The organism is Sphingomonas sp. OV641 (genome assembly GCF_900109205.1).
Taxonomy (GTDB): Bacteria; Pseudomonadota; Alphaproteobacteria; order Sphingomonadales; family Sphingomonadaceae; genus Sphingomonas.
The window spans coordinates 20728-45942 of record NZ_FNZB01000004.1; the positions used below are offsets into that span (position 1 = coordinate 20728).

Consider the following 25215-nt stretch of genomic DNA (forward strand, 5'->3'; position numbering starts at 1 on the left):
CACCGCCCTCAAAACCGCGCCGCCAGCGACAGCTCGAACGATCGCGGCGCGCCGATATAGATGTTGGTCGCCGGATAGCCCGAATATTCGCCGTAAAAGGCATCGGTCAGGTTGCGCCCGCGCAGCGCAAGCGTCGCGTTCGCCGTGACCGGCATCGAGATGCTGGCGTCCAGCACCTCATGCCCCGCCACGCGGATGCTGTTCGCCGTGTCGGTGTAAAAGGCCCCGGCATGGCGCAGGAACCCGCCCAGCGTCACCTTGCCGGCGATGGTGTAAAGCGCGGACGCAGTCAGCGTCGTTTCCGGCACGTTGATCGGGCGATTGCCGGCGCGGTCGATGCGCACGCCGCCGATCAGCTCCGACAATTCGTCATATTGCGCATCGGTGTAGGAAAACCCGGCCGACAGGCGCAGCGCCTTTACCGGATTGACCACGGCGGACAGTTCCACGCCTTGCGAGGATTGCCGCCCGCCCTGCACCGTCAGCGACGGGTTGGCGGGATCGCGCGTCAATATGTCGCGCTGCTCGATGCGATAGGCCGCGCCCGTCACGCTGGCGCGCCCGCCCCAGCCGCTCGCCTTGAACCCCGCCTCATAGGCCCGACCCTTGGTCAGCCGAAAGCGGCTGTTGGCGACCGAGGCGAGCAGGATCGAGGATACCGGCGACACCGCGGTGGTATATTGCGCGTAAAGCGTCAGGCCGGGGGCCGCGTCCCAGCTCGTTCCCGCGCGCCACGATAGCGGGTCGAATGTCGGGCTGTTGCGATCGACGGAGCCCGTCACGTTCTGGATCGTCTCGCGGGTCAACGCGATGTGATCCCAGCGCACGCCCCCCACCAGCAGCCATTTGGGCGTCAGGTTCAGCGCATCCTCGGCGAACACCGATGTCTGGCGCAGCCGGGAGTCGAACGTCACATTGCCGCTGGTGAAGATCGCCGTGCCGGTCGGCAGCAGCACCACCGCCGGATCACGCACGTCCACCGCTGGCAGCACCGATGTTGGCGCCTGTTGGCGCAGGCTGACGAAATCGGTCTGGTTATGCTCCACGCCAATCGTGAAGCGGTTGCGCATCCCCGCGATCACGCCGTTGTTCGTCGCCGCCCCGCGCGCATTCCAGAATTGGTGATCGTGGCGGAAATCCTGATAGCTTTGCCGAAAGCTGCCGTGGGGAAAGGTCGCGTCCGGCGCGACGAAGCTCTGGCTGTCGGCCAGCAGGAAGGCGCGGTCCGCGGTATAGGCGGTCAGGTCCAGCGCCAGCGACCAGCCGCCGCCCGCCGCCCAGTCCAGCCGCGACCGGATCGTCGTCTCGTCCGCGCTCGAATAGGCGCCCTGCGGATTATAGTTGCGCCGCCGCAGCGCGCGATCGGCCACCAGCCCCGCCTCGCTCGTGACCGCATCGCTCGGGTCCAGCGCATATTGGCCGGGGATCAGCGGCAGGCCCTGATAGGTCGCGTCATAGCTATCCTCGAAATGGTCCACCGCGATCAGCAGCGAGACGCGATCGCTCGGCCGCCACAGCGCGCTCGCCGTCAGCCCGGCGGAAAACGTGTCGTTATTCTCCACGTCATACAGGCTGTCGGATCGCTGGTAGCTCGCGTCCGCGCGCACCGCGAGCGTGTCGGAAACCGGCAGGTTGACGCCGCCCGCCGCCGTCACTGTGTCGAAGCTGCCGATCGACAGCAATGTATCCAGCCGCCGCTCGCCCAGCACCGGCTTGCGCGTCACCTTGTTGATCACGCCCGCCAGCGCGCCCTCGCCGTACAGCACGGACGCCGGGCCCTTCAGCACCTCCACCCGCTCGTAATGCCAGTTGTTGCTGTCCCGCTGCACCACCGTGGAGGTGGAGACGCGCACCCCGTCCTGCAGGATCGACACGGTGTTGCCGGCAAAGCCGCGCAGGGAAACGACCGCCGGATTGCCCGGCACGTTGCCCGAGATCGCGCCCACCACCTGGTTGAACGTCTCGCGCGCGGTGCGCAGGCCCTGCACCTGAAGATCGTCCTGCGTCAGCACCTCGACGCTGGCCGGGGTTTCGCGAACGGTCAGCCCCAGCCGGCTCGCCGCCTGCGGCCGCTCCTCCAGCCGCAACGGATCGCGCTGCCCGGTGACGATGATGGCGGGATCGGCCTGCTCCCCCTCCACCGGCGTCGCGGCAAGGGAAACGGCGGGCAGCAGGCATGACGCCGCCGCGCCGGCCAGCAGATGAAAACGGAACATGGATACTACCTCTGACCGGCCCGCCGCGTCAGGCGCCCGCGAGCCGCAGTTCATGGACGCGCCACAAGGCACGCGAACGATGAAAGTCCGATCCAGATCGCGCGAAACACCGCCCCGCGAGCGCCCTTAACCGGCCCGTCGATCACCCCGCACAATCGTCATCCCGGCCTTGCGCCGGGATCCAAGGCTCCGCAATCGCAACGACGCGTGATTGCGCGGCACCCTGAAAGCCAAAACAAATCGGCATAACGAAATACAAAGGCGTCGCGGCGGCCGACCCTCGACCAGCCGAACCAGACTTCCAAAATCAAAGGAAAGCCGGCGGCCCCCGCAACGGCGGCCTCAGATGAACCGACCGCACCACCGTCGGCACCACCACCGGCGCCATGCCGATGGCCAGCACAAAGGCGATCAGCGCGGCAAGCTGGATCGGGTCGATCGCGCCCAGCGCGGCGGCGGACAGGCCGGCGAAGGCGCAGGGCATTTCCACCTGCCCATGCTGGCCCGAGCCGTCATGCTGCCCCGGCGCCTCATGATCCGCCATCGCCTGGTGATGCCCGGCCATCGCGCCATGCATCACCGCGCCGGCGGCGGGCGACGCCGCTTGCGGCACCACGCCCGGGCAGACGATCACGGACAGCTGCCCGCCACTGGCATCGATCATGTAACCGGTCGGCACCAGCAGCTTCAGCAGCAGCGCCGCACCCAGGATCAGCAGGGCAAGATGGCGTTGCGCCAGAAGGTGCCGGATGGCGTCCACGACCCCGCGGTATCGCCAACGAGCCACCCTGTCACTTGGACATTCTGTCCCTGGGGCATTCTGTCACCGGAACAATCTTTCACCGGGACAATCCGCCCCACCGTGTCAGCAGCCGAGCTGATCCGCCAGTTCGGTCAGGCTCCCTGCCGACCATTCCCAGTCCTGCGCCAGCTTCGCGTCGGGCGCTGGCCGGCCGCCATATTCCTTCGGCCGCGCGATGAACGCGGTCTTCAGCCCGCAGCGGCGCGCCGCCGCCAGGTCGCTGTGATGCGCCGCGACGAGGCACAGTTCGTCGGGCGCGAGGCCCAGAGTTTCCGCGGTGCCCAGATAGGCGCGTGGATCAGGCTTGTACGCGCGCGTCACTTCCGCCCCCATGATCGCGTCCCAGGGCAGCCCGCCGCGCCGCGCCATTTCCAGCATCAGCGCGATATTGCCGTTGGACAGCGTCACGATCGGGAAGCGCCGCTTCAGCCGCGTCAGCCCCTCGATCGAATCCGGCCAGGGCTTGAGCCGCCGCCACGCGAAGGTCCAGTCCTGCAGCAGCGCGGGGTCGAGCGTCGCCGGATCGATGCCTTTGTCGCGCAGCGTCTCGTCCAGCATTTCGCGGTGAAGCACGTCCAGGATCGTGAAGTCGCGGCCCGATTTGGCATAAGCCGCCATGCCGCTCAGATACTTTTTGCGCCAATCGTCGGTGAACTGGCCGGCGTCGATGTGCTGCTGGCCGATCTTCGCCAGAAACAGGCCGCTTTCCGCCGATATGCTGCTGCGCCAGTCCACCACCGTTCCGAACACATCGAATGCCAGCACCGTCGGTTTTCGGGTTTCGGTCATGCATCCTCCCGCCGCTTTTCGCCGAGTGCTAGTGCGCGTGCCCCCCGTGGACAAGCCGCGCCATTCCCGCCACTCCTGTCCTTGTTGCGATACAGACGGGTGCGGACATGGCGTTCACGGCAAGGATCCTTTTGCTCGGATCGGGCGAGCTCGGGCGCGAATTCGTGGTTTCCGCCAAGAGGTTAGGCTGCCACGTCACCGCCTGTGACAGCTATGACAATGCTCCTGCGATGCAGCTTGCCGACGCGCGCGAGGTCTTCTCGATGCTCGATCCCGACCTGCTGCGCGCCGCCGTCGAAAAGCACCGCCCCGACTTCGTCGTCCCCGAGGTGGAGGCGATCCGCACCGAAGTGCTCGCCGAACTCGAAGCCGCCGGCACCACCATCGTCCCCTCCGCCCGCGCCACGGTGGTGACCATGAACCGCGACGGCATCCGCGAGGTCGCGGCGGTCGAGCTTGGCCTGCGCACGTCGCGCTACCTTTATGCCGAAACGCTGGAGCAAGTGCGCGAAGGCGCGGCGCACACCGGCCTTCCTTGCGTGATCAAGCCCGTCATGTCCTCCTCCGGCAAGGGCCAGAGCACGGTGCGTGCCGAGGCCGATCTGGAGCCGGCATGGGATTATGCCGTCGCCAACATGCGCGGCGACCGGGCGCGCGTGATCGTCGAGGAATTCGTTGATTTCGATTACGAAATCACGCTTCTGACGGTGCGAACGCGCGAGGGCGTCCTGTTCTGCCCGCCGATCGGCCACCGGCAGGAACGCGGCGATTATCAGGAAAGCTGGCAGCCCGCCGCCATGTCCGCCACGGCGATCGCGGCGGCGCAGGACATGGCGCGCAAGGTGGTGGACGATCTGGGCGGCTATGGCCTGTTCGGGGTCGAATTCTTCGTCAAGGATGACGCGGTGATCTTCTCCGAACTGTCGCCGCGCCCGCACGATACCGGCATGGTGACGCTGATCTCGCAGGATCTGACCGAGTTCGACCTTCACACCCGCGCGATCCTCGGCCTGCCGATCCCGGCGATCACCAGCCATGGCCCGTCCGCCTCCGCGGTGATCCTGGCCGATCGCGCGTCCGATACCGTCGGCTATGAAGGCCTCGCCGACGCGCTGGCGACGCCCGGCGGCACGGTGGAGGTGCGGATCTTCGCCAAGCCGACCACCCGGCCTTATCGCCGCATGGGCGTGGCGCTGGCGCTGGCCGAGAGCACGGATGCCGCGCGGCGCGTTGCCGCTGAGGCGGCCGCCAGGGTGCGCCTGCGCTACGACCCGGCCTGACATTCGACTGCTGATTTTCTGGGGGGAGAAGAACGATGCGTCCAAGCCGAATTGTTGCCACCGCGCTGATCGCCGCCATGGTGGCCCCTTCCGCGATCGCCGCGCCTGCTGACGACGCCGCCAAGGCGCGGCTGAAGGCGGACGCCATCGTCGGGGTCGAGCGTCAGGCGAAGCTGGTGCAGGAGATGGTGGATTCGGTCTACAGCTTCGCCGAGCCGGGCTTTCAGGAATTCCAGACCATGGAATATCTGACCGGCATTCTCGCGAAGAACGGCTTCCGGATCGAAAAGGGCGTCGCCGGCATCCCCACCGCCTGGACGGCGACATGGGGCAGCGGCGGCCCGCTGATCGCGCTTGGCAGCGACGTGGACGGACTGCTCGGGCTCAGCCAGATCCCCGGCTCCCCGGCACTGAAGCCACAGGTGGAAGGCGCGCCGGGCCATGGCGAGGGCCATAATTCGGGTATGCCGCTGGTGATCGCCGCCGCGATCTCCGCCAAGCAGGTGATGGAGAAGAACCGGATCCCCGGCCGCCTGATGCTGTGGCCCGGCATCGCGGAGGAGCTGCTCGGCTCCAAGGCCTATTATGTTCGCGCGGGCCTGTTCAAGGATGTCGACGCCTGCATCTTCACCCATGTTTCCAGCGACTTCAGCACCGGCTGGGGCGATCTTGGCAACACCGGCATGGTCTCCGTCGAATATACCTTCCATGGCAAGACCGCGCATTCCGCCGGCATGCCATGGGAAGGGCGCAGCGCGCTTGATGCGGTGGAGCTGATGAACGTCGCCTGGAACATGCGGCGCGAGCATCTGCCGCTGACCCAACGGTCGCATTATGTGGTGACCGAGGGGGGCGGCCAGCCCAATATCGTGCCGGACAAGGCCAGCGTCTGGTATTATTTCCGCGACAAAGATTTCGCGAGCGTCCGCACCCTGTTCGACACGGGCAACACCATCGCCAAGGCCGCCGGGATGGGCACCGGCACCACGGTGACGCAGCGCACGCTGGGTTATGCCGCGCCCAATTTCGGCAACAAGCCGCTGGCCGAGGCCGCCTGGGCGAACATCAAGGCGGTCGGCATGCCTGAATGGAGCGCGGGCGACCAGGCCTTCGCCAAATCGGTGCAGCAGGCGAACGGCCGCGAGCTGAAGCCGCTGTCGACCGAGGTCAAGCCGCTCTCCACGCCCGACAATCGCGAAAAGACGATGGGCGGCGGGTCGGACGATATCGGCGACGTGATGTGGACGGTGCCGACGATCACCGTGCGCTACCCCTCCAACATCCCCAGCATGATCGGCCACAACGTGCTGTCCGCCATCGCCATGGCGACGCCGATCGCGCACAAGGGCGCGGTGCAGGGCGCCAAGGCGGTGACGGCCACCGTCATCGACCTGATGACCACCCCGTCACTGGTGACGGAGGCGAAAACCTTCCAGCAGACGGTGCAGTTCAAGGATCAGAAATACGATCCCGTGCTGACCGATGCGGATAAGCCGGCAGTGCATCTCAATGCCGAAGTGATGGAGCGTATGCGCCCCAGGCTGAAGCCGTTTTATTATGATCCGGCGAAGCACCCGAGCTATCTGGAACAGCTCAAGGTCGCCTATCCTTCGTCCTGAGCATGGCCGTCAGCCGCCCGCCGGGTGCCGCCCGGCGCGCGAGGCGTGACGCGGCCGCGATCGGCGGGCGACCGGGCTAGGGAGGTTGAACATGCGGATCCGCCCGTTTCGTCCCGCCGATGCGCCGGCGCTCGCGGCCTTGTTCCACGCCGCCGTGCACCGCGCGGGCAGCCGGTACTATACGCCCGAACAACTGCACGCCTGGAGCCCGGCGCCGCCCCCGCCCGATCGCTACATCGAACAGGGGCACGGCCGCACCTTCCTGGTCGCGCAGGACGCCGCCGGGCGCGTGATCGGCTATGGCGATCTGGAGCGCGACGGGCATATCGATCACCTTTATTGCCACCCGGACGTGATCGGCACCGGCGTCGGCGGCGCGATCCTCGATGCGCTGGAACAAGCGGCGCGCCGCGACGCAATCGCGAGCCTGTACGTGGAAGCAAGCGAGAACGCCCGCCCCCTCTTCGAACGCCGCGGCTTCACGCTCGATGCGCGCAACGATTTCGAGCGGCGCGGCGTAGCGATCCACAATTATCGCATGTCGAAGCGGCTGGTGCAGGCAAGGACGCCCGTTCCCTGATCCAGGCATTGCGGCGACGGCGGCGGATTGAGGGGCAGCTGTCGCCCAGTTGCGGACATCAAGTTGAGCCGACCTAGCGCTTTGGAGGGGCTATAAATGAGATATTGGAACGTACTCCTTCGGCTGCTTCTCGCGAGTGCGTTGGGACAAGCCGATGCTTCTGCGTCGCCGAAGATGAAGAACTTCTCTCCCGATGTGTTGCGTTTGAAACTTGCAGACCCGGCTCGGGCACCGCTTTCGGCAAAAATGCTACGAGAGGCTATTTCTGGCAGGCAGCTACTACCAGACGATAAGGTGATTATGCCGAAAAGTTTATACCTACACATTTCCTATGGTGAATGTGCACCAGTGGAGAGCTTCTATTCTGATGGTAGATGGCAAAGGCAGTACTGCGGCCGAGCGCCTATGGAAGAAACCGGAACATGGTCTGTAAAGTCCAGTGCTTCTAGAGCCGAACTATGCGTGATCAATGAGAATAAGGAGGAATATTGTCGAACTGCGTGGGGTCGCTTGTCACCGGATACACTGATCATGACAGTCAGAGGGCGCCTACTTGAAAGCGACCCAGAGTATAACCCCTACCGTACGGTGCCCCTGAAGGTCCGCTAGCCACCCCCTCCCGCCGTTGCTCCCGATCAACCCTGATATTGCGCCGCGCCGGCATTCGGATAGCATTACCGCACAGGAGAGGCGGCCATGACCGATATTGAGACGCTTGCCGCGTCGATCGAGGGCAATCTGTGCGTCATCCGGCTGCAACGGCCCGACGTGCTGAACGCCTTTGATTACGACATGCTGCTCGCCTTTCGCCGCGCGGTGGACGATGCCGCCGCCGATCCGCGCGTCTTCGCCATTGTCGTGACGGGCGCTGGCCGCGCCTTTTGCGCCGGGATCGACGTGTCGCTGCTGGAACGTGCGGCGAGCGGCGGGGCGACGGGCGCTGGGGACGGGCTGCATCGGCCGGAAGGACCCGCGCTGTTCGCCTTTCTGCTGCGCACGCCCAAGCCGGTGATCGCGGCGGTGAACGGCATCGCGGCGGGCGGTGGCTTTGTCCTGTCGATGATGTGCGACCTGCGCTTCATGGCTGCCGACGCCAGCGTCACCACCGTTTTCTCGCGCCGCGGGCTGGTGGCGGAACATGGCATGAGCTGGCTGCTCCCGCGCCAGCTTGGCACCAGCCGCGCGCTCGATCTGCTATGGAGTTCGCGCCGCGTCGGGGCGGAGGAGGCGCTGCGGCTTGGCCTGGCAGATCGGGTGGCAGAGCCCGATGCGCTGCTCGGCGCCATCCACGCCTATGTCGATGACATGGCCGCCACCGTGTCGCCGCGCGCGATCGCGACGATCAAGCGCCAGGTCTATGATCATTGGGCGCAGGATTTCCTTGCCGCCTCCGTCCAGTCCGAGCAGTTGATGCAGGCGGCGCTCGCCCATCCCGACGCCGCCGAGGGCGCGCGCAGCTTCATCGAGCGGCGCCCGCCGCGCTTCCAGCCTCTGGGGGAAAGCCAGCCATGACCGACTATCGCACTATCCGCCTGACGGTGGCGGGCCGCGTCGCCCGGCTCACCTTTGCCCGGCCCGAAGCGCGCAACAGCCTGACGGGCGAATCCGTGCTGGAGATCCAGGACGCCGCCGCCCGCGTCGCCGCGATGCCCGACATTCAGGTGCTGGTGGTGCGCGGCGAGGGACGGGATTTCTGCCCCGGCGCGGACGTGAAGGGCTATAACGCTGCCGACGCCGAGAAGGGCGACGCGCCGCGCGCCGAGCCCGCCCCCCCTTCCCTGCTGCCCTATCAGACGACCGTGCTGCTGCACGAAATGCCGGCGGTGACGATCGCCGCGATTCAGGGCGGCTGCGCGGGGGCGGGCTTCGGCTGGGCCTGCGCGTGCGACATCCGGGTGTGCGACACGGGCGCACGGTTCAACACGGCCTTTCTCGACGTGGGCGTGGCCGGCGACATGGCGGTGCCCTGGCTGCTGCCGCGGATCATCGGCTCGGGCGTGGCACGCGACCTGTCCTTCTTTCCGCGCAAGTTCGACGGGGCGGAGGCGCATGCCATCGGGCTCGTGTCACGCCTGTGGTCGCCGGAAGCGTTCGATGCCGAGCTGGAGGCGCTGGTGGAGCGGCTCGCCGGGGCCGCGCCGCTCGCGCTCAAGGCGCTGAAATCGCACTATGTTCAGGCGGAAACATTGGGGCTCGCCGATTATGTCGCGGTGGAAAGCGAGCGGCACCATGCGCTGTTCGCGACCGAGGACCGGGCCGAGGCCTTCGCCGCCTTCGTGGAAAAGCGCGCCCCGCGCTACGCCGGCCGGTGACGGGCGTGGCTGACCTGCGCCTGCGCCAGATCGCCTTTGCCGCGCACGACATGGAGCGCGCGGAGGCTGAGCTTCGCGCCGCCTTTGGATTGCCGCCCGGCTACAACGATCCCGGAATCATCCATTATGGCCTGCGCAACACCGTGCTGCGAACCGGCGGCGATTTCCTGGAGATCGTGCAGCCGGTGCGCGCGGAGGCGTCCGCGGCGCGCTACCTCGCGCGGCGCGGCGGCGATGCCGGTTATATGGTGATCTTCCAGGCGGCGGATGCGCTGGCGCATCGCGAGCGGACGCGGGCGCAAGGTGCGGCGATCGTCGACGTGCTCGACGGTGCCGAGCATCAGGCGACCCATTATCACCCGCGCGACTTCGATGGGGTGCTGGTGTCGATCGACGCCGCGCCGGGCGTGGCGGACTGGCGACGACCCGACAGCTTCTGGCAGCCCGCCGGGCCAGACTGGCAGGCGGCGGACGCCGGCGCGGTGCAGGGCATCGCCGAAGTGACGATCGCCAGCGCCGATCCCGCCGCCACCGCCGCACGCTGGGGCCGGATGATCGACGCAGAAGCACGCGAGGCGGCGGATGGCTGGCGCATCGACCTGCTGCATGACGCCGCCGTGCGCTTCGTTTCGGCCACAAGCAGCGCCGCGCCGGGCATCGCGGCGCTCGCGCTTTACGTCAGCGATCCCGATGCGGTGCGCCGCCGCGCCGAGGCGGCCGGCGTGCCGATCAGCGGCGACGCCGTGGTGATCTGCAACGTGCCCGTGCGCCCCCTCGCACCCGCCTGAACGCGGCAGGACCCGCCAGGCAGCCAACCGGCCCCACTCGTGGAGAGCCTGTCGAACTACGTGTCGCGGGAACGATGGCCCCCTGCGACGAGCCGTCACCCCCTACACCGCAACTCTGCCGTTGACTCGGCGCCAGGTTCGGCGGAACCTCGCCCGCGATCGAACCGGCACAGACCGGTGCGGCAGGAGAGTGATGATGGCGACGGCCTTACGCCCACCAGCGGCGGCGCCCGCAGCGTCCCCGCCCGTTGACGCGGTGCGCATTCCCGAACCGGCCCGGCAGCAGCTGCATGACGAGGGCTGGTGCGTCATCCCCGACGTGATCGACCCTGAAACCACCAGCGCCGCGCTCACCCGGCTCCACGCCGCCGCCGCCCGCAGCGAGGCGCAGGGCATCGCCACCTTCATGCCGGTGCTGGATCCGAACGCCAGCAACGTGCGCGTCTTCTACCTGCTGGAACATGATGCGATCTTTCGCGACCTGATCCGCCACCCCGCCGCGCTGGCGCTGGTGCGCGCGGTGCTGGGGCGGCAGTTCCTCATCTCCAACTTCACCGCCAATATCGCGCGGCCCGGCGCGCGATCCATGGCGCTTCATTCGGACCAGTCGATCGTCGTGCCCGAGCCGTGGAATGCCGCCTGGGCGATCAACGTCATCTGGTGCCTTTCCGACGTGCGCTTCGAGAACGGCGCAACCCTGTTCATTCCCGGCAGCCATCGCTGGCGCACGCATCAGGACGTGCCGGCCGACGCCAAGGCGCGGCTGCGCCCGTTCGAGGCGCGGGCAGGCTCGATCGTCGCGATGGACGGGCGGCTGTGGCACACGTCCGGCGCGAACATCACCGCGGATGAGGAGCGCGCCTTGCTGTTCGGCTATTACAGCAAGGCATTCCTTCGCCCGCAGGTGAACTGGAATGCGGCGCTCTCGCCCGAAACGCAGGCAGGGATCGACGGCGAGCTGTTCGACCTCCTTGGCCTGGGCGTCACCGCCAACACGGGCGAGGCGAAACATATCAACCAGCAGGAGCCACGCGCATGAGGAAAGTGCCCGCGCTCCATGCCGAGGTGTTGCCGGAAACGGTCGTTCATGCGGAGCTTGCGCCGGTGATCCCGCCGCCGACGCGCGATCTGGCGCAGGGGCTCGCCAATATCGCCGAGTACGGCCTCACCATCGTGCCGGACGTGCTGACCGGCGACACGCTGAAAGAGACCCGCGACGCGCTCTATCGCGCCGCCGCGTCGGATCGGGCGCGCGGGCGCGAGCAGAAGTTCGGGCTCGATTACGCGCATGACGACAGCAATCAGCGCGTGTGGAACGTGCTGAACCGCGATCCTTTGTTCGAGGATCTGGCGTTTCACCCGCTGGCGGTGGCCTATGTGAAGGCGCTGCTCGGCTGGCCCGCGCTGCTGGGCAATCTGTCGGCCAACATCACCGGGCCGGGCGGCGGGGAGATGATCCTCCACGCCGACCAGATCTTCGTGCCTGAGCCCTGGGCCGCCGAGCCGCAGGGGCTCAACGTCGCCTGGTGCCTGGATGATTTCACGGAGGCGAACGGCGCGACGCGCTTCGCGCCCGGCAGCCACCGCCTGAACCGCGCGCCGACCGCCGCCGAGGCCGACACCGCCACCGTCCCAATCGAGGCGCCGGCCGGCTCCATCGCGATCTTCGAAAGCCGCGTGTGGCACAAGACCGGGTTCAACCGGACGACGGACCAGCATCGCGCCGGCGTGTTCGCCTGGTACACGCGGCCGATCTATCGCACCCAGGAGAATTGGTTCCTGTCGCTGCGCCCGGAGATCCGCCAGTTCGCCAGCGAGGATGCGCTGATATTGCTGGGCTATCGCGCGGAGGGGCTTGGCCTCGTCAACGGCGCCTCGCCGGCGTAACGGGCGCAGCGCCCGGTCATTCCGCGGCCGATGCGCGCGGGAGCGCCGCGATGGCGCGTTCCACAGCCTCGGCGCCGGCGGGGGAAGCGGTGGCGAGTTCCAGCGGCCGGCCGCCGAGCGCGGCATGGGGCGTGTTCAGGAACTGGCGCGCTGCCTCCGAGCCCAGCCGGTCAAAGGCGATCCGCACAATCCGTCCCTCGCGCGCCACTTCATCGCCCGACAGGCGCGAGGCCACGCGTGCCGGCCTGAACATGCGGCGCGGCCGGGACGCGGCGGGCGTTTCTGCTGCCGATGCGGCGTCGCTCGCACCCGCGCTCACGCGCGCATCCCTCCGCCGCCGGACTGGCGCGGCACCGGTTGCGGTGCGATCGTCTGAGGTGCGACTTTCTGTGGCGCCATCGTCTGGGCCTCCTGGATCCGCCGGGCATAGCCATTGGCCAGCTCCAGATGCGCATGGCGCGCTTCCACGCTGGCGGCATTGGCGGCGCGTTCCAGAGAGATCTGGTGGCGCTGAAACAGCTCGTTGAGGTCCATCGGACATCTCCACACGTAAGCGGGAGCACGTTTGGTCTCTCAGCCACCGGCGCCTACGGATCGGAACTGCCGGCGGTCTTGATTATGTGGGTGTCAGAGACCCTTTTCGCAAGATCTGCCGCTGCCCGGTGGAGGTGCGGCATTTTTGCGTCAGCCGCCGGAATTTACCATGCGGGAGGGACCTTAACACCGATCAAACGTTAGAATGTCGATGACTGACAACCGGATCGTGGCTGTGGGACTGTTGACCCAGAAGGACCTTGAGGTCCTGGGCACGGGGTTCACGCGCGCCTTCCCGGTGGAGGACATTTCCGGCTTCGAGGACGTGCTGGCGCGGCTCGACCAGATCGAGGCGGTGCCCACCCGGCCGGAGCCGCGCCACACCCGTTAAGCGAAACCCCGTTCAACCAGACAGGGTCGGCGACCCTTCAGATAAAGGGACGCGATGGACATAGAGGTGAGCGCAAGCGGCGGGATGGTCCGGCTGGGGTTCGGCGCCCCGGTGTTCCTGACGCCAGAGGAAGCCCATGCGCTGACCACCCGGCTGGTGGCGGTCCTGGCTGAACTTGCCGAGCCGATGCGCGCGCCGGATCGATGCCAGCGTCCGCATCTGGTGCTGGTCGCATCGCGCGATGCCGCTTCCCCGCCCCCTTCCCCGTCCGACACGCCGCCTCCCGCGCCGCAGCGCACCTGAGACCATCGCCGCCCGGCGTTCCGCCGCGCCCGTCGCGCGGGCGGGGCGGTGCGTCGCGCCGGCATCAACAAAGCGTTTGACCTTTGGCGGGCCGGCCCCCTAGCCGGCGCCTCCTTTTCACGCTTGTCCGGCCCCAAGGCACATGCGCCATTACAGACCCTGTTCCTGATGCCGACCCGCGCCGCCTGGGATTATATCCGCCCCGACGCTGGCCGGGGGCTGCAATCCAAAAGCGCCATGGGTCACCCGGATGCCTGCATCGCTGTCGCACCGGGTCGGGCAAAAGGCTGGATCCATGGCTGAGGTTCTGATCGAGATCTGCGTCGACAGCCCGGAGGGGCTGATCGCCGCCATGAAGGGCGGGGCCGATCGCATCCAGCTGGCCTCGTCGCTGGCATTGGGCGGCCTCAGCCCCTCGGCCGGGCTGCTGGCGCTGGCGCAGGAATGCCCGCTGCCGGTGCGCGCCCTGATCCGCCCGCGCGAAGGCGGTTTCATCTATGACGCGCGCGAGCGGGTGGCGATGTTTCGCGATATCGACGCGGCGCGCGCGGCGGGGCTGGAGGGCGTGGTGATCGGCGCGCTGTCGCCGGCGGGCGGGCTGGACCTGACGCTGCTCGAGGCGCTGGTTGCCCATGCCGCCGGGCTGGAGGTGGGATTGCACCGCGCGGTCGATCTGCTGCCCGATCCCGCCGTGGCGGTGACGGCCGCCGCCGATCTCGGCATCGCCACCATCGCGACCGCCGGGGGGGCGCGTGTCGCGAAGGAGGGCGTGGCGACGATCAAGGCGATGCAATGGCTGGCCGGGGAGCGGGTGGAGATCATCGCCGCGAGCGGGATCCATCCGGGCAATGTCGCCTCGCTGGTGGCCGCGACCGGGGTGCGCGCCGTTCACGCCTCCTGCTCCCGCCCGATCCGCAACGCCTCGCCCCGCGCCATCGAGTTCGGCTTCGATTCCGAACTGGCGCGGGTCACGGACGAGGCGGAGGTGGCCGCCATGCGCACCGCGCTAGGCCGCCCTGCCCCCGCTTCCGTCACCTCGGCCCCGGCCGCAGCGGAAGGCGCGCTCCCGCGGGATCCCGCAGCCACGCTGATGCATGCCGAAGCGGCAGAAGCACCGGACGTGGTCGCGCGACTGGTGGGTCGCACCCAGGCCGTGATCGCGCGCATCGCCGCCCGGCTGCGCGATCGCCCGCCGCCCTTCATCGTCACCTGCGCGCGCGGCTCGTCCGATCACGCCGCAACCTATGGCAAATATCTGTTCGAGACGATGACGGGCATCCCCGTCTCCTCGGCCGCGCCATCGGTGTCCTCGATCTTCGGCGCGCCGCTTCGCGCCCGGGGCGCCTTGTGCCTCGCGATCTCGCAATCCGGCCAGAGCCCCGACCTGCTCGCCAGCGTCGCCGCCTATAAGTCCGCCGGCGCCTTTGTCGTCGCTTTGGTCAATGACGAAGGCTCGCCGCTCGCCCATGCGGCGGACGAGGTGCTGCCGCTGTGCGCCGGGCCCGAGCGGTCGGTCGCGGCAACCAAATCCTGCATCGCGGCGCTTGCGGCGCAGGCGTCGCTGGCCGCCGCCTGGTCGGGCGACGATGGGCTGCAGGCCCGCCTCGCCGCCTTGCCGGAGGCGATGACGCGCGCCTTTGCGCTTGACTGGCACGCGGCGCACCTGCCCCTGCTCGGCGCGCGCAACCTGTTCGTGCTCGGCCGCGGCTATGGCTTTGGCATCGCGCAGGAGGCCGCGCTCAAGTTCAAGGAAACCTGCGGCCTTCATGCGGAGGCCTTTTCCGCCGCGGAGGTCCGGCACGGCCCGATGGCGATCGTCGGGCGCGGCTTTCCGGTGCTCGCCTTCGCCACGTCCGACGTGTCCGGCGATGGGGTTCGCAGCGCAGCGGTGCAGTTCGCCGAGCGCGGCGCGCAAGTGATGCTGGCCGATGCCGCCGGCGAATGGGCGGCGGGCGGCAACCTGCCCGCGATCGCCGCCGCGCCCGCGCTGGAGCCGATCCTGATGCTCCAGAGCTTCTATCGCCTGGCGAATGACCTTGCCGTCGCGCGCGGCATTGATCCCGATGCGCCCCCGCACCTAAAGAAGGTGACGGAAACGCGATGACCGGCATCATCTTCGACAACGGCAGGATCCTTACCGGCGATGGTGCGATCGCCGGGCAGCTGTGCGTGGCGGACGGGCTGATCGCGGAGCACGCACCCTCGGGCGCGACCCGCATCGATCTCGCCGGCGGATGGCTGCTCCCCGGCTTCATCGATACGCAGGTGAACGGCGGCGGCGGCGTCCTGTTCAACGACGATCCGGGCGTGGAGACGATCCGCCGCATCGGCGCGGCGCACGCCCGCTTCGGCACCACCGCCTTTCTGCCGACGCTGATCTCGGACACGCTGGACCGCGTGGAAATGGCGATGCGCGCCACCGAACAGGCGATCGAGGAGGGCGTGCCGGGCGTCGTGGGCATCCACATCGAAGGGCCGTTCCTCAATCCGGCGCGCAAGGGCACGCACGATCCCGCCCGCTTCCGCCAGCTCGATGCGGCGGCGATCGCGCTGCTCGGCAGCCTGAAGCACGGCCGCACGCTGGTGACGCTGGCGCCCGAAATGGGCACGCCCGACGATATCGCCGCGCTGGTCGCCGCCGGGGTGATCGTTGCCGTGGGGCACAGCGATGCGGATTATGCCACCGCCGTTCGCGCGTTCGCGGCCGGGGCGACCGGCGTCACCCATCTGTTCAACGCCATGTCGCCGCTGCACCACCGCGAGCCGGGCGTGGTGGGCGCCGCGATAGAGAACCAGCGGATCTATGCCGGCCTGATCGTGGACGGGCACCATGTCGCGCCGGCCGCCCTGCGCATCGCCCTGGCCGCCCGCCCGCACGATCGCTTCATGCTCGTCACCGATGCCATGTCGCCGGTCGGCACCGATGCGACCAGCTTCGAATTGCAGGGCAAGACGATCCGCGTGGAGGACGGCGCCTGCGTGGAGGAGAATGGCACGCTTGCCGGCTCCGCGCTGGATATGGCGACGGCGGTGCGCAATGCGGTGACGATGCTGGGGCTGAACGTGGCCGACGCGGCCGGCATGGCCGCCACCGCGCCCGCCGCCTTCCTGTCTTTGGCCGATCGCGGCACGCTGCGTCCCGGCGCGCGCGCGGATCTTGCCTGGCTCGATCCGGATCTGAACCCGCGCGGCACGTGGATCGCCGGCACCCGCGTGTACGGCAACTAGGGTTCACGCCGACAGCTGCGCCAGGCTCGCCGCCAGTTCGTCCTTGCGGAACGGCTTGGTCAGGCGAAGCAGGTCCGGGCCGACGTCCTCGCGCTCGGCAAAGCCCGACACCAGCAGCACCGCCATGCCCGGCCGCTGCCGCCGCGCCGCGCGGGCCAGCTCCGCGCCGGTCAGGCCGGGCATCAGGTGGTCCGTCACCATCAGGTCGAACGGCTCGCCACGGCTGATCCGTTGCAGCGCCTCCTCGCCGGACGCGGCCTCGGTGACGCGATAGCCAAGGTCGACCAGCATGTCCGCGGTGGTGATCCGCACCGCTTCCTCATCGTCCACCAGCAGCACCTGCCCGCCCGCGGGGCGCGCCGGCACGTCGGGCCGGGCCGCTTCCACCCGCCGCGGCGGCGCCGCGCTGCGCGGCAGCCACAGTTCGACGTTGGTGCCCCGCCTGGGCCGGCTCTGGATCGTCAGCGCCCCGCCCAGCTGCGACGCGAGCCCATGAACCATGGACAGACCCAGCCCGGTGCCCTTCCCCACGCCCTTGGTGGAAAAGAACGGCTCCACCGCGCGGGCCAGCGTCGCCGCATCCATGCCGCTGCCGGTGTCGGCGACAGACAGGCGCACATAATGGCCCGGCGGCAGCTTGGCGCGGTGGCCGGCGCGAACCGCCTCCGCCGTCGCCGCGATGCGCAACGTGCCGCCATCGGGCATGGCGTCACGCGCATTCACGGCGAGGTTCAGCAGCGCCATTTCAAGCTGGTTCGCATCGCATTCGGCGGCCGGCACGTCCGGCTCGGCATCCACCACCACCTTGATGTTCGGACCGGTGGTGCTCGCCACCAGATCGCCCATGCCCGAAACCAGCTCCACCACGTCCACCGCCACCGCCTGCAACGGCTGGCGGCGGGCAAAGGCGAGCAAGCGCTGCACCAATGTCTTGGCATGGTCGGCGGACTGGATCGCGCCGGCGATCAGCCGCTGCTCACGCTCCGTGCCGATGCCGCGACGCTGCAGCAGATCCAGCGAACCGACGATGGGGGCGAGCAGATTGTTGAAATCATGCGCCACGCCGCCGGTCAGCTGGCCCATGGCCTCCATCTTCTGCGCCTGGCGAAGCGCCTCCTGCGCGGTCGCCAGCTCGTGCCGCCGCTCCCGCTCGGCCGTCACGTCGCGGGTCACGCAATACAGCTTGCCGCCCTCGGGCACTGCGACCCAGGACAGCCACCGCCACCGGCCCTGCCGGGTGCGATACCGGTTCTCGAAATGGAGCACGGCATTGCCCTGCTGCAGGTTCCGAAAGGCATCGCGCGTTTCATCGCCATCATCGGGGTGAACGAAATCGAAGAAGGGCCGGCCCTCAATCTCCGCGATCGGCCAGCCGAGCGCCTTGTGCCAGGCCGGGTTCACCGCATCGAACACCGCCGTTTCGAGGTCCACCACGGACAACAGGTCGATGCTGTGCTGCCACACCAGGCCACGCTCGCGCGAGCGCTGGATCACCTGATCCTCCAGCTCCGCGTTCAGCGCGGTCAGCGCCTGCTCCGCCGCCTTTCGGTCGTTGATGTCGACCGAGGCGCCGAACCAGCGCACGATCTCCCCCGTCTGCGGATCGCGATACGGCTCCGCGCGGACCAGGAACCAGCGATATTCGCCCGCCGCCGATCGGATGCGGTGCTCGGTCTGGAAGGTGGTGCCGGTGCGCCGCGCCTCGTTGAACGCGGCCATGGTGCCTGCCACGTCATCCGGGTGCAGGTGATCCGCCGACACCTTGGCTGCGTTGGTCGGCGCATGGGCTGCGCCGGTATAGTCCCACCAATGTTTGTTGAAGAATTCCGCCTGCCCGTCCGCATCGGTGATCCAGGTGATCTGCGGCACGGCATCGGCCATCAGGCGGAACCGCATTTCGCTGTCGCGCAAGCCTTGCTCGGCGCGCACCCGCTCGGTCGTTTCGGCCAGGATGCACAGGACGCCGGCGGGTTGGCCGGTCTCGTCCAGCACCGGGGAATAATCCAGGTCCATCCACACCGGCTCGGACACGCCGTTGCGATACAGGGTCAGCTGCTGATCACGATAACGCAGCGTCCCGCCCGCCAGCCCGACCTTCATCACATGATCGTTGAAGTCGGCCACCTCCAGCCAGCCTTCGCGCACGCGGGCGCCCATCAGCTCGGGATGGCGCTGCCCGGCGAACAGCGAATAGCTGTCGTTATACAGCATGATGCCTTCCTCGCTCCACAGCATCACCATCGGCACGGCGGCGCGCAGCAGGATGGAGGTGGCGGTGCGCAGGCTGGCGGGCCAGGCGCGGATCGGCCCCAGCGGCGTCACGGACCAGTCCCGCGACGCGATCATCCGCCCGCACGCGCCACCGGCAAGCAGGCTGGTCTGAAACGCATCCGTGTCAGCTTCGGCCAAAACTGCCTCGTTCATTGAAACTCAGGACCAGGAACGCATCAGCGCGGCGATTGGTGGCGGGGCGCTCGATAGCAGCGGGCGGCCACCTCCGTTCCCTGACCAGCCTGTACGATCAAGGCGTCAAAAACGAATAGCGGAAATTCAGGCGTGATCGTTGTGCGCGGCACGCGCCACAGATAACGGCTGCGATCAGTTCTCATTAGCAGGCATTCGCCGAATGTCTGCCGGGCGTATCAAAGCATGCAAGGGGGCGTCGTCATACCCGGCCAACGGTCGCGGCTGCACGGCTGTGCCCGCACCGGGGGGAAATGATGAAGTTGAACACCATCCTATATGCCACGACGGCGCTGTCGCTCACCGTCGTGATGCCGCAGCAGGCCAGCGCCGCGCAGCAGAAGGATATCAAGGCCGCGTCGAACGCCGGGGACAAGGACATTCCGGCGGACATCGTCGTCACGGCGACCGGCTATGAGCTGAATGTCCGCGAGGCGCCCGCGACGGTGTCGGTCATCACCGAAAAGGAGATCCGGCAGCGTTCCTACACCGACATTACCGATGTGCTGGCGAATATCCCGGGCGTCCACATCCAGGGCGGCGGCGTCGAACAGTCGATCATGATCCGCGGCATGAGCTCGGATTACACGCTGTTCCTGATCGACGGGAAGCGCGTTCAGGACAATCAGGCCTTCGGGCTCAATGGACAGCAGGCCGGCACGCCGATCAACTTCCTGCCGCCGCTCGACACGATCGAGCGGATCGAGGTGATCCGCGGGCCAGCGTCGTCGCTGTACGGGTCGGACGCGATCGGCGGCGTCATCAACATCATCACCAAAAAGGTGCTGAACGATTTCGGCGGCAGCGCGACCGCCGAATATATCGCGGCCGGACCGGGCAATGATGTCACCAAGGATGGCTTCAACGGCAGCTTCGCCCTGAACGTGCCGATCCTGCGCGACCGCCTCTCGCTTCAGGTCACGGGCGGCCTGCGATTGCAGCAGGAGGCCGACTTCGTCGGCGGCGGCGATTCAGCTGCCGCGGATCCCGATTTCGAGCGCCGCAACATCGCGGGCAAGCTCGGCTTCCGCCTGGATGATGCCAACACCTTCACCGCCGGCATCGGCCACACCATTCAGGAACGGACCGCCCGCCCCGGCCGCAGCCTCGCGCCGACCGCCGCGCGTACCTACAGCAAGACGCTGCGGGACAATTACTTCCTGACGCATGAGGGCCAGTATGGCGCGGCGGTGTGGAGCAGCTACGTCACTTACGACACCTCTTCGAACCCGACGCGGATCAACGCGACGACCGGAAACGGCATCGAGTTCGATACACTGGTGGCGAACAGCCAGGTCGCGGCATCGATTGCCAACCACAAGGTCGTGGGCGGCGTCAATTTCTTCCACGAGAAGCTGCAGGACGGCGCCACCAACGGCCTGAACCTGCCGGGCTTCGTCGTCCCCACCGACATCGTGACGATGGATCGCAAACAATATGCAGCGTTCCTGGAGGACAATTGGGAGATCATCGACGATCTTTCGCTGCTGCTCAGCGGGCGCGTCGACCACAGCGACGATTTCGGCACGCGTTTCAGTCCAAAGGCCTATGCCGTGGTCAACCTGACGGAGACGCTGACGCTGAAAGGCGGGGTGACGCGCGGCTACAAGGTGCCGAGCCTGCGCATGGCGGCAACCGATTTCGGATCGACCTCGATGGGCGGGGTGATCATCGGCAACCCGGACCTCAAGCCCGAGATCACGACCAATTACGAGATCGCCGCCGCGTACGTGAACCCTGACCTTGGCCTTTCAACCAGCCTGACCGCCTATAAGAGCGACTTCAAGGACAAGCTGCTGCGAACCGGCCGGATCTGCGCGCAGAACACCATCTGTGAATATATGGGCACGACCTATCCCGCCCATCAGTTCGGCTACACCTCCTACATCAACGTCGACACCGCGGAGCTGAAGGGTGTCGAGTGGACGGTGGACTGGAAGCTGGTGCCCTCGCTTCGCTACCGCCACAGCTATACCTATGCGCAGACGGAGCAGACCTCCGGCGTGAATGCGGGCAAGCCGCTGAACGACATCCCCGAACACATGTTCAACGCATCGCTCGACTGGTCGGCGACACGCGCGCTGCGCTTCTGGGGCCAGCTGAACCATCGCGGCCGAACATCGGGACGGACGGTGAACTCCAGCGGCTCGGGCACCAATGACTTCCGGTATCCGGCCTACACCTTCTACAATCTGGGTCTTGGATATGATCTGACGCGGCAGATCGTCCTGAACGCCGGCGTCTACAATCTCACCAACAAGCAGGTCACGCCCGAGGACGGCTTTGCCTATGTGCTCGACGGACGCCGCTTCAGCGCCTCGGTCAACTTTCGGTTCTAAGGGGGAAGCAACATCATGACATCACGAAGCAGGTTCGCGGCAGCAGCCGCCATCGCGCTCGCCTTCAATGGCCTGACCACACCGGCCCTGGCGCAAGGCGTCACCGTCCCGCACGCAAAGGGCGAAACCGTTCTGGCAAGCACACCGCGCCGTGTCGCCGTGTTCGACCTTGCCACGCTCGACAACCTCACGGCGCTTGGCGTCGATGCGGTCGCCGGCGTGCCGAAGGGCGCGGGGGGCAAGGGCAATTTCCCACCGCACATCGCGCGCTATGCGGATGCGTCATACCAGAATGTCGGCACGTTGTTCGAGCCCGACACGGCGGCGCTCACCGCGCTGAAGCCCGACCTGATCGTCGTCGGTGGCCGGTCTGCGCGCAAATATGCGGAGATGCAGGCGATCGCGCCCACCATCGACCTGTCACCGTCGCAAAAGAGCCTCGCGACCACGGCGATCGAGAACACGCGGACGCTTGGCCGGATCTTCGGCGTGGAGGATCGCGCCGCGACGCGCATCGCCGAGTTCGAGGCGAAGCTTTCGGCGCTGCATGCGCGGGCGAAGGGGGCGGGCACCGGGCTCGTCCTGTTCGTTGCCGGCGGCGGCGCCATGGTTCACGCGCCCGGCGACCGTTTCGGGACGGCTTACGACTTCATCGGCATCCGTCCGGCGGTCGCGCCAGCCGCCCCGACCGCGGCCGGTCTGCGACCGGAGGCAGGCTCGCCGGAGGCCGAGGCAGCGGCGCGCGCACGCGATGCGGCGCTCCAGGCGGGCCTGGCAAGCGATCCGACATGGCTGATCGTTCTCGATCGCGCAGCGGCGACCGGCGCCCCGCCCAGCCCGATCGCGCAGCGGCTCGCCGCCGATCCGCGCATCGCGGCCAGCGCCGCATGGAAGGCCGGGCGGGTGATCTACCTTGATCCGAAGAGCTGGTACCTCGTCGGGCCGGGGATCACTGCCCTGTCCAAGAGCGCCGACGATACGCTGGAGGCCCTCACCGCCGCCCGTTGAACGCCGCAAATTGACGCGCGGCGCAGGCGGGGATCACCCCGCCTGCGCACCGGGTACGGCGGTGCCCGCGTTCGCGATCAGGCGAAGCGCGATGCCGCGCTCGGCAAGGCATCGCTCCAGGCTGTCGATCCGCTCCCGGGCGGCCGCGGCGACATTGAGGACCGGGTGGGCCATTTGCTGCATCATCAGCAACTGGATCGCCTGAAGCAGCGCGTTGGGGTCGCTTGAGAACACCGGGAGCCGCATCAGCTCCGCGCCGCTCGCCGGGCCCGTTGCGAGCCGCTCCAGCAGGGGCGTGAAGATCGCCTCCGGGCCGATAACCGGGCCGATCGGCGTTGCAAAGGTCACCGGGCCGCGAAGCGGTGCGCCCGGCAGCGCGGTGACGCGGATCGCCTCCAGCGCGGCCATGATGGCGGCCGAATCCGCCCGACGCGGATGCTTCTGGAACAGGTCCATGCGCTGATGCGCGTTGCGGGCGATATCCTTCAGCGCCTCGGCGAGCGCAGGCACGGCGGTCCGCCGGATCAGCGGCTGCATGCGCGCGGGGATCGACATCGACAGGTCGAGATTGTTGAAGACATCGGCGCTGCCGACATAGGCCAGCCCCGCCGCGCCGACCCGCTGGTGCAGGTCCGCGCAATGCTCCGGCCGCCAATGGTCGGTCAGGAACTCATGGGCAAGGTCGGCGGGATCGCGCCGCATCATGTTGGTGAAGTGGCGGCGCATCGCCGGCTGATCGGCAAAGGCGCCATGTTCCACCATCGTCTCGAGCAGCTTCATCCCGGTCTGCACCTTGCGCACCGAGCCGCCGGGCATGTGATGGGCGCACAGGTTGAGCATGTGTTGAAAGGGCGCCAGCTCGGTCGAGCCGGGATGGCACATGTAATGCAGATAGAGCAGGCCCCCTGCCGCGAGGCTGCGCGAGGCAATGTCGAGAATGCGCGCTTGCTGCTCGGGTGCGACCCAGGACCACACGCCGTGGCAGGTGACGAAGTCGAAGCGTTGCTGGTCGCGCGCGGCGAAGGACGCGAAGTCGGCATGGACGAACGCGACGTTGGCGATCCCGCTCGCCGCGGCCGCGTCACGAGCGGCGTCAAGGTGCGCCGCGTTGAAGTCGACACCGACGAAGCGTGCCTGCGGATGGCACGCGGCGGCCACCAGCAGGTTGATCCCCTGCCCGCATCCCAGCTCGCACAGCGAGAAGGCCCCGTCCACATCCGGCGGCGTCATGCCCAGGAAGCGTGCCACGGTTGCGAGCCAGAGCGGCTGCATCTCCTTGTAGAAGAACGCCGGGTAACGGGTGTCGGTGACATAGCCGGCCGTCCAGCTCATGCCCGCCTCTGCCTTGAGGTGTTCACCATGTGACGATGGTCGTGCAACAGATTGTCCCCCGGCGTCGCGGTCCACCGCCGATAGATCGACGTCGAAAGGCTTGATCGCACCGCCCCAGCTGCGAATGGCTCTCAATAGTTGCCGATGCGCCATGGTTGCAAGGGGCTCGGCCAAAGAGACACAGATCGACAAAGAAACAGGAGCCCCCCGTTCGGCGGGATCATGAAGGGCTCTGCCCGCACGCCGCTCCTGCCCCTGAATGCGGCGCACCGCCGACGGAGCACGTCACCCGATCGGGCGGCCAATATCGCGTCGCGCCACCCTCGCCGGAACCGGCGCCAGATCGGCCCGTTCGCTTGCCATGCAGCCCGTCACCCCGCCGCCGGTGAAGAACCCGGTCGATCTGATCACCGCCAAACTCCACATCTTCGCCAACGATTTCTTCCTGCAGCTGCCAAATATCCTGGGCGGCTTGGTTTTCATCGTGATCGGCTGGTTCGCGGGCAAGCTGATCGCGCGGGGGGTGCGCAAGGCCTTCCGCCACAAGGGGCTGGTGGACCTCGGCGGCGTGCTCGCCTCGCTGGTGTTCGGTCTGGTCGTCGCCGCCGCGGTGATGGTCGCGGCCGTGATCGTCTTTCCCAGCGTGAAACCGGTCACGATCATCTCCAGCCTCGGCATCGGCACGGTGGCGATCGGCTTCGCGTTCAAGGATATCCTGCAGAACCTGCTTGCCGGAATCCTGCTTCTCATCAACCGGCCGTATCGTCGCGGCGACCAGATCGTCGTCAAGGATTTCGAAGGCACGGTGGAGCACATCCAGAGCCGCGCCACGCTGATCAAGACCTATGACGGGCGCCGCGTCATCATCCCCAATGCGGACGTCTATACCTCGCCCGTGGTGGTCAACACGGCGTTCGAGCACCGCCGCAGCCAGTTCGACGTCGGGATCGGGTATGGCGACGATCCGGCCGAGGCCTGCCGGATCTTCACGGAAGCGGTGGCCGGGGTGGAGGGCGTCGAGGCGGATCCTGCGCCCGAGGTGCTGCCATGGGGGCTCGACGACAATTACGTCACGCTGCGCGCACGCTGGTGGACCGATTCCAAGCGCACCAACGTCGTCCACATCCAGGCCAAGGTCATCCTGGCGATCTACCAGGCCGCCAAGGACGCTGCGATCGACCTGCCGTTCCCGACCACGGTGATGCTGTTCCACGATCAGAGCGAGGAAAGCGATGGCGACCGGGAGCGCCAGCGCGAAGGCTGGCCGGCCGGCGCGAAGCCGCCCCGTCCGCGTCGTCTCGCCGCCCGCCCCCGCGCCGATGCTGACGCCGACGCCGAATGAAC

22 protein-coding genes are annotated in these 25215 nt (G+C 67.8%); 15 read left to right on the top strand and 7 right to left on the bottom strand.

Annotation, left to right across the window (positions count from 1 at the left end):
* Nucleotides 1-8 precede the first annotated feature (8 nt).
* From BMX36_RS16090 to BMX36_RS16100, 3 genes are all read right to left on the bottom strand, one after another.
* Nucleotides 9-2216: a TonB-dependent receptor gene (locus tag BMX36_RS16090; protein ID WP_093067520.1), complete on the bottom strand. Its 2208-nt coding sequence runs from the start codon at nt 2214-2216 to the stop codon at nt 9-11.
* 307 nt (nt 2217-2523) lie between these two features.
* Complete coding sequence (locus tag BMX36_RS16095; RefSeq protein WP_093067078.1) at nt 2524-2976, bottom strand: hypothetical protein; 453 nt, start codon at nt 2974-2976, stop codon at nt 2524-2526.
* A 105-nt stretch (nt 2977-3081) separates the two neighbouring features.
* Nucleotides 3082-3807 carry a haloacid dehalogenase type II gene (locus BMX36_RS16100; RefSeq protein WP_093067080.1) on the bottom strand — a complete coding sequence of 242 codons (726 nt, stop codon included), beginning with the start codon at nt 3805-3807 and terminating at the stop codon, nt 3082-3084.
* Between the two features lie 107 nt (nt 3808-3914).
* On the opposite strand from BMX36_RS16100, the gene purT reads away from it, so the two are divergent.
* The 8 genes from purT (at nt 3915) to BMX36_RS16140 (ending at nt 12273) form a co-directional block, all read left to right on the top strand.
* Complete coding sequence (gene purT / locus BMX36_RS16105) at nt 3915-5087, top strand: formate-dependent phosphoribosylglycinamide formyltransferase (protein WP_093067082.1); 1173 nt, start codon at nt 3915-3917, stop codon at nt 5085-5087.
* A gap of 35 nt (nt 5088-5122) precedes the next feature.
* Nucleotides 5123-6706, top strand: a complete 1584-nt coding sequence (locus tag BMX36_RS16110) for an amidohydrolase (protein WP_093067084.1) — start codon at nt 5123-5125, stop codon at nt 6704-6706.
* Between the two features lie 91 nt (nt 6707-6797).
* A complete protein-coding gene (locus tag BMX36_RS16115) occupies nt 6798-7286 on the top strand; it encodes a GNAT family N-acetyltransferase (RefSeq protein ID WP_093067086.1) in 489 nt (162 codons plus the stop codon).
* A 696-nt stretch (nt 7287-7982) separates the two neighbouring features.
* Complete coding sequence (locus BMX36_RS16120) at nt 7983-8798, top strand: enoyl-CoA hydratase-related protein (protein ID WP_093067088.1); 816 nt, start codon at nt 7983-7985, stop codon at nt 8796-8798.
* Nucleotides 8795-9598 carry an enoyl-CoA hydratase/isomerase family protein gene (locus tag BMX36_RS16125; protein WP_093067090.1) on the top strand — a complete coding sequence of 268 codons (804 nt, stop codon included), beginning with the start codon at nt 8795-8797 and terminating at the stop codon, nt 9596-9598. The genes BMX36_RS16120 and BMX36_RS16125 overlap by 4 nt, the downstream gene beginning before the upstream one ends.
* A gap of 5 nt (nt 9599-9603) precedes the next feature.
* Nucleotides 9604-10386 (top strand): VOC family protein, encoded by a 783-nt coding sequence (locus BMX36_RS16130; RefSeq protein ID WP_143058595.1) that lies wholly within the window; start codon nt 9604-9606, stop codon nt 10384-10386.
* 196 nt (nt 10387-10582) lie between these two features.
* A complete protein-coding gene (locus BMX36_RS16135) occupies nt 10583-11425 on the top strand; it encodes a phytanoyl-CoA dioxygenase family protein (RefSeq protein WP_218142191.1) in 843 nt (280 codons plus the stop codon).
* On the top strand, nt 11422-12273 hold the full coding sequence (locus BMX36_RS16140) for a phytanoyl-CoA dioxygenase family protein (protein WP_093067097.1): 852 nt from the start codon (nt 11422-11424) through the stop codon (nt 12271-12273). Before BMX36_RS16135 ends, BMX36_RS16140 begins: the two co-directional genes overlap by 4 nt.
* A gap of 16 nt (nt 12274-12289) precedes the next feature.
* Here the strand turns inward: BMX36_RS16140 and BMX36_RS16145 are convergent, their stop codons facing one another.
* Both BMX36_RS16145 and BMX36_RS16150 read right to left on the bottom strand, forming a co-directional pair.
* Nucleotides 12290-12592, bottom strand: coding sequence for an antitoxin Xre/MbcA/ParS toxin-binding domain-containing protein (locus tag BMX36_RS16145; protein WP_143058596.1), 303 nt, complete (start codon nt 12590-12592; stop codon nt 12290-12292).
* On the bottom strand, nt 12589-12807 hold the full coding sequence (locus tag BMX36_RS16150; RefSeq protein WP_093067101.1) for a hypothetical protein: 219 nt from the start codon (nt 12805-12807) through the stop codon (nt 12589-12591). Before BMX36_RS16150 ends, BMX36_RS16145 begins: the two co-directional genes overlap by 4 nt.
* A 211-nt stretch (nt 12808-13018) precedes the next feature.
* Here BMX36_RS16150 and BMX36_RS16155 point away from each other — a divergent pair, with 211 nt between their 5' ends.
* The 4 genes from BMX36_RS16155 to nagA all read left to right on the top strand — a co-directional run bounded on the left by BMX36_RS16155 (nt 13019) and on the right by nagA (nt 16729).
* Nucleotides 13019-13198: a hypothetical protein gene (locus BMX36_RS16155; protein WP_066778221.1), complete on the top strand. Its 180-nt coding sequence runs from the start codon at nt 13019-13021 to the stop codon at nt 13196-13198.
* Nucleotides 13199-13252: 54 nt separating this feature from the next.
* The gene (locus BMX36_RS16160; protein WP_066778202.1) at nt 13253-13501 is read left to right on the top strand and encodes a hypothetical protein; all 249 of its coding nucleotides are present in this window, start codon (nt 13253-13255) and stop codon (nt 13499-13501) included.
* A gap of 295 nt (nt 13502-13796) precedes the next feature.
* Nucleotides 13797-15605 carry a copper homeostasis protein CutC gene (locus BMX36_RS22400; protein ID WP_177179186.1) on the top strand — a complete coding sequence of 603 codons (1809 nt, stop codon included), beginning with the start codon at nt 13797-13799 and terminating at the stop codon, nt 15603-15605.
* Nucleotides 15602-16729 carry an N-acetylglucosamine-6-phosphate deacetylase gene (nagA, locus tag BMX36_RS16170; protein WP_093067105.1) on the top strand — a complete coding sequence of 376 codons (1128 nt, stop codon included), beginning with the start codon at nt 15602-15604 and terminating at the stop codon, nt 16727-16729. The genes BMX36_RS22400 and nagA overlap by 4 nt, the downstream gene beginning before the upstream one ends.
* Before the next feature lie 3 nt (nt 16730-16732).
* On the opposite strand, the gene BMX36_RS16175 is transcribed toward nagA, so the two are convergent.
* The gene (locus BMX36_RS16175) at nt 16733-19153 is read right to left on the bottom strand and encodes a PAS domain S-box protein (protein WP_093067107.1); all 2421 of its coding nucleotides are present in this window, start codon (nt 19151-19153) and stop codon (nt 16733-16735) included.
* A 296-nt stretch (nt 19154-19449) separates the two neighbouring features.
* Between BMX36_RS16175 and BMX36_RS16180 the strand changes: the two genes are divergently transcribed.
* Entirely contained in the window at nt 19450-21531 is a 2082-nt protein-coding gene (locus BMX36_RS16180; RefSeq protein WP_177179208.1) for a TonB-dependent receptor domain-containing protein, read from the top strand.
* 15 nt (nt 21532-21546) lie between these two features.
* Nucleotides 21547-22539, top strand: coding sequence for a siderophore ABC transporter substrate-binding protein (locus BMX36_RS16185; protein WP_093067111.1), 993 nt, complete (start codon nt 21547-21549; stop codon nt 22537-22539).
* A 33-nt stretch (nt 22540-22572) separates the two neighbouring features.
* On the opposite strand, the gene BMX36_RS16190 is transcribed toward BMX36_RS16185, so the two are convergent.
* A complete protein-coding gene (locus BMX36_RS16190; protein WP_177179187.1) occupies nt 22573-23871 on the bottom strand; it encodes a class I SAM-dependent methyltransferase in 1299 nt (432 codons plus the stop codon).
* A 361-nt stretch (nt 23872-24232) separates the two neighbouring features.
* On the opposite strand from BMX36_RS16190, the gene BMX36_RS16195 reads away from it, so the two are divergent.
* Nucleotides 24233-25213: a mechanosensitive ion channel family protein gene (locus BMX36_RS16195; protein WP_093067115.1), complete on the top strand. Its 981-nt coding sequence runs from the start codon at nt 24233-24235 to the stop codon at nt 25211-25213.
* Nucleotides 25214-25215: the final 2 nt, after the last annotated feature.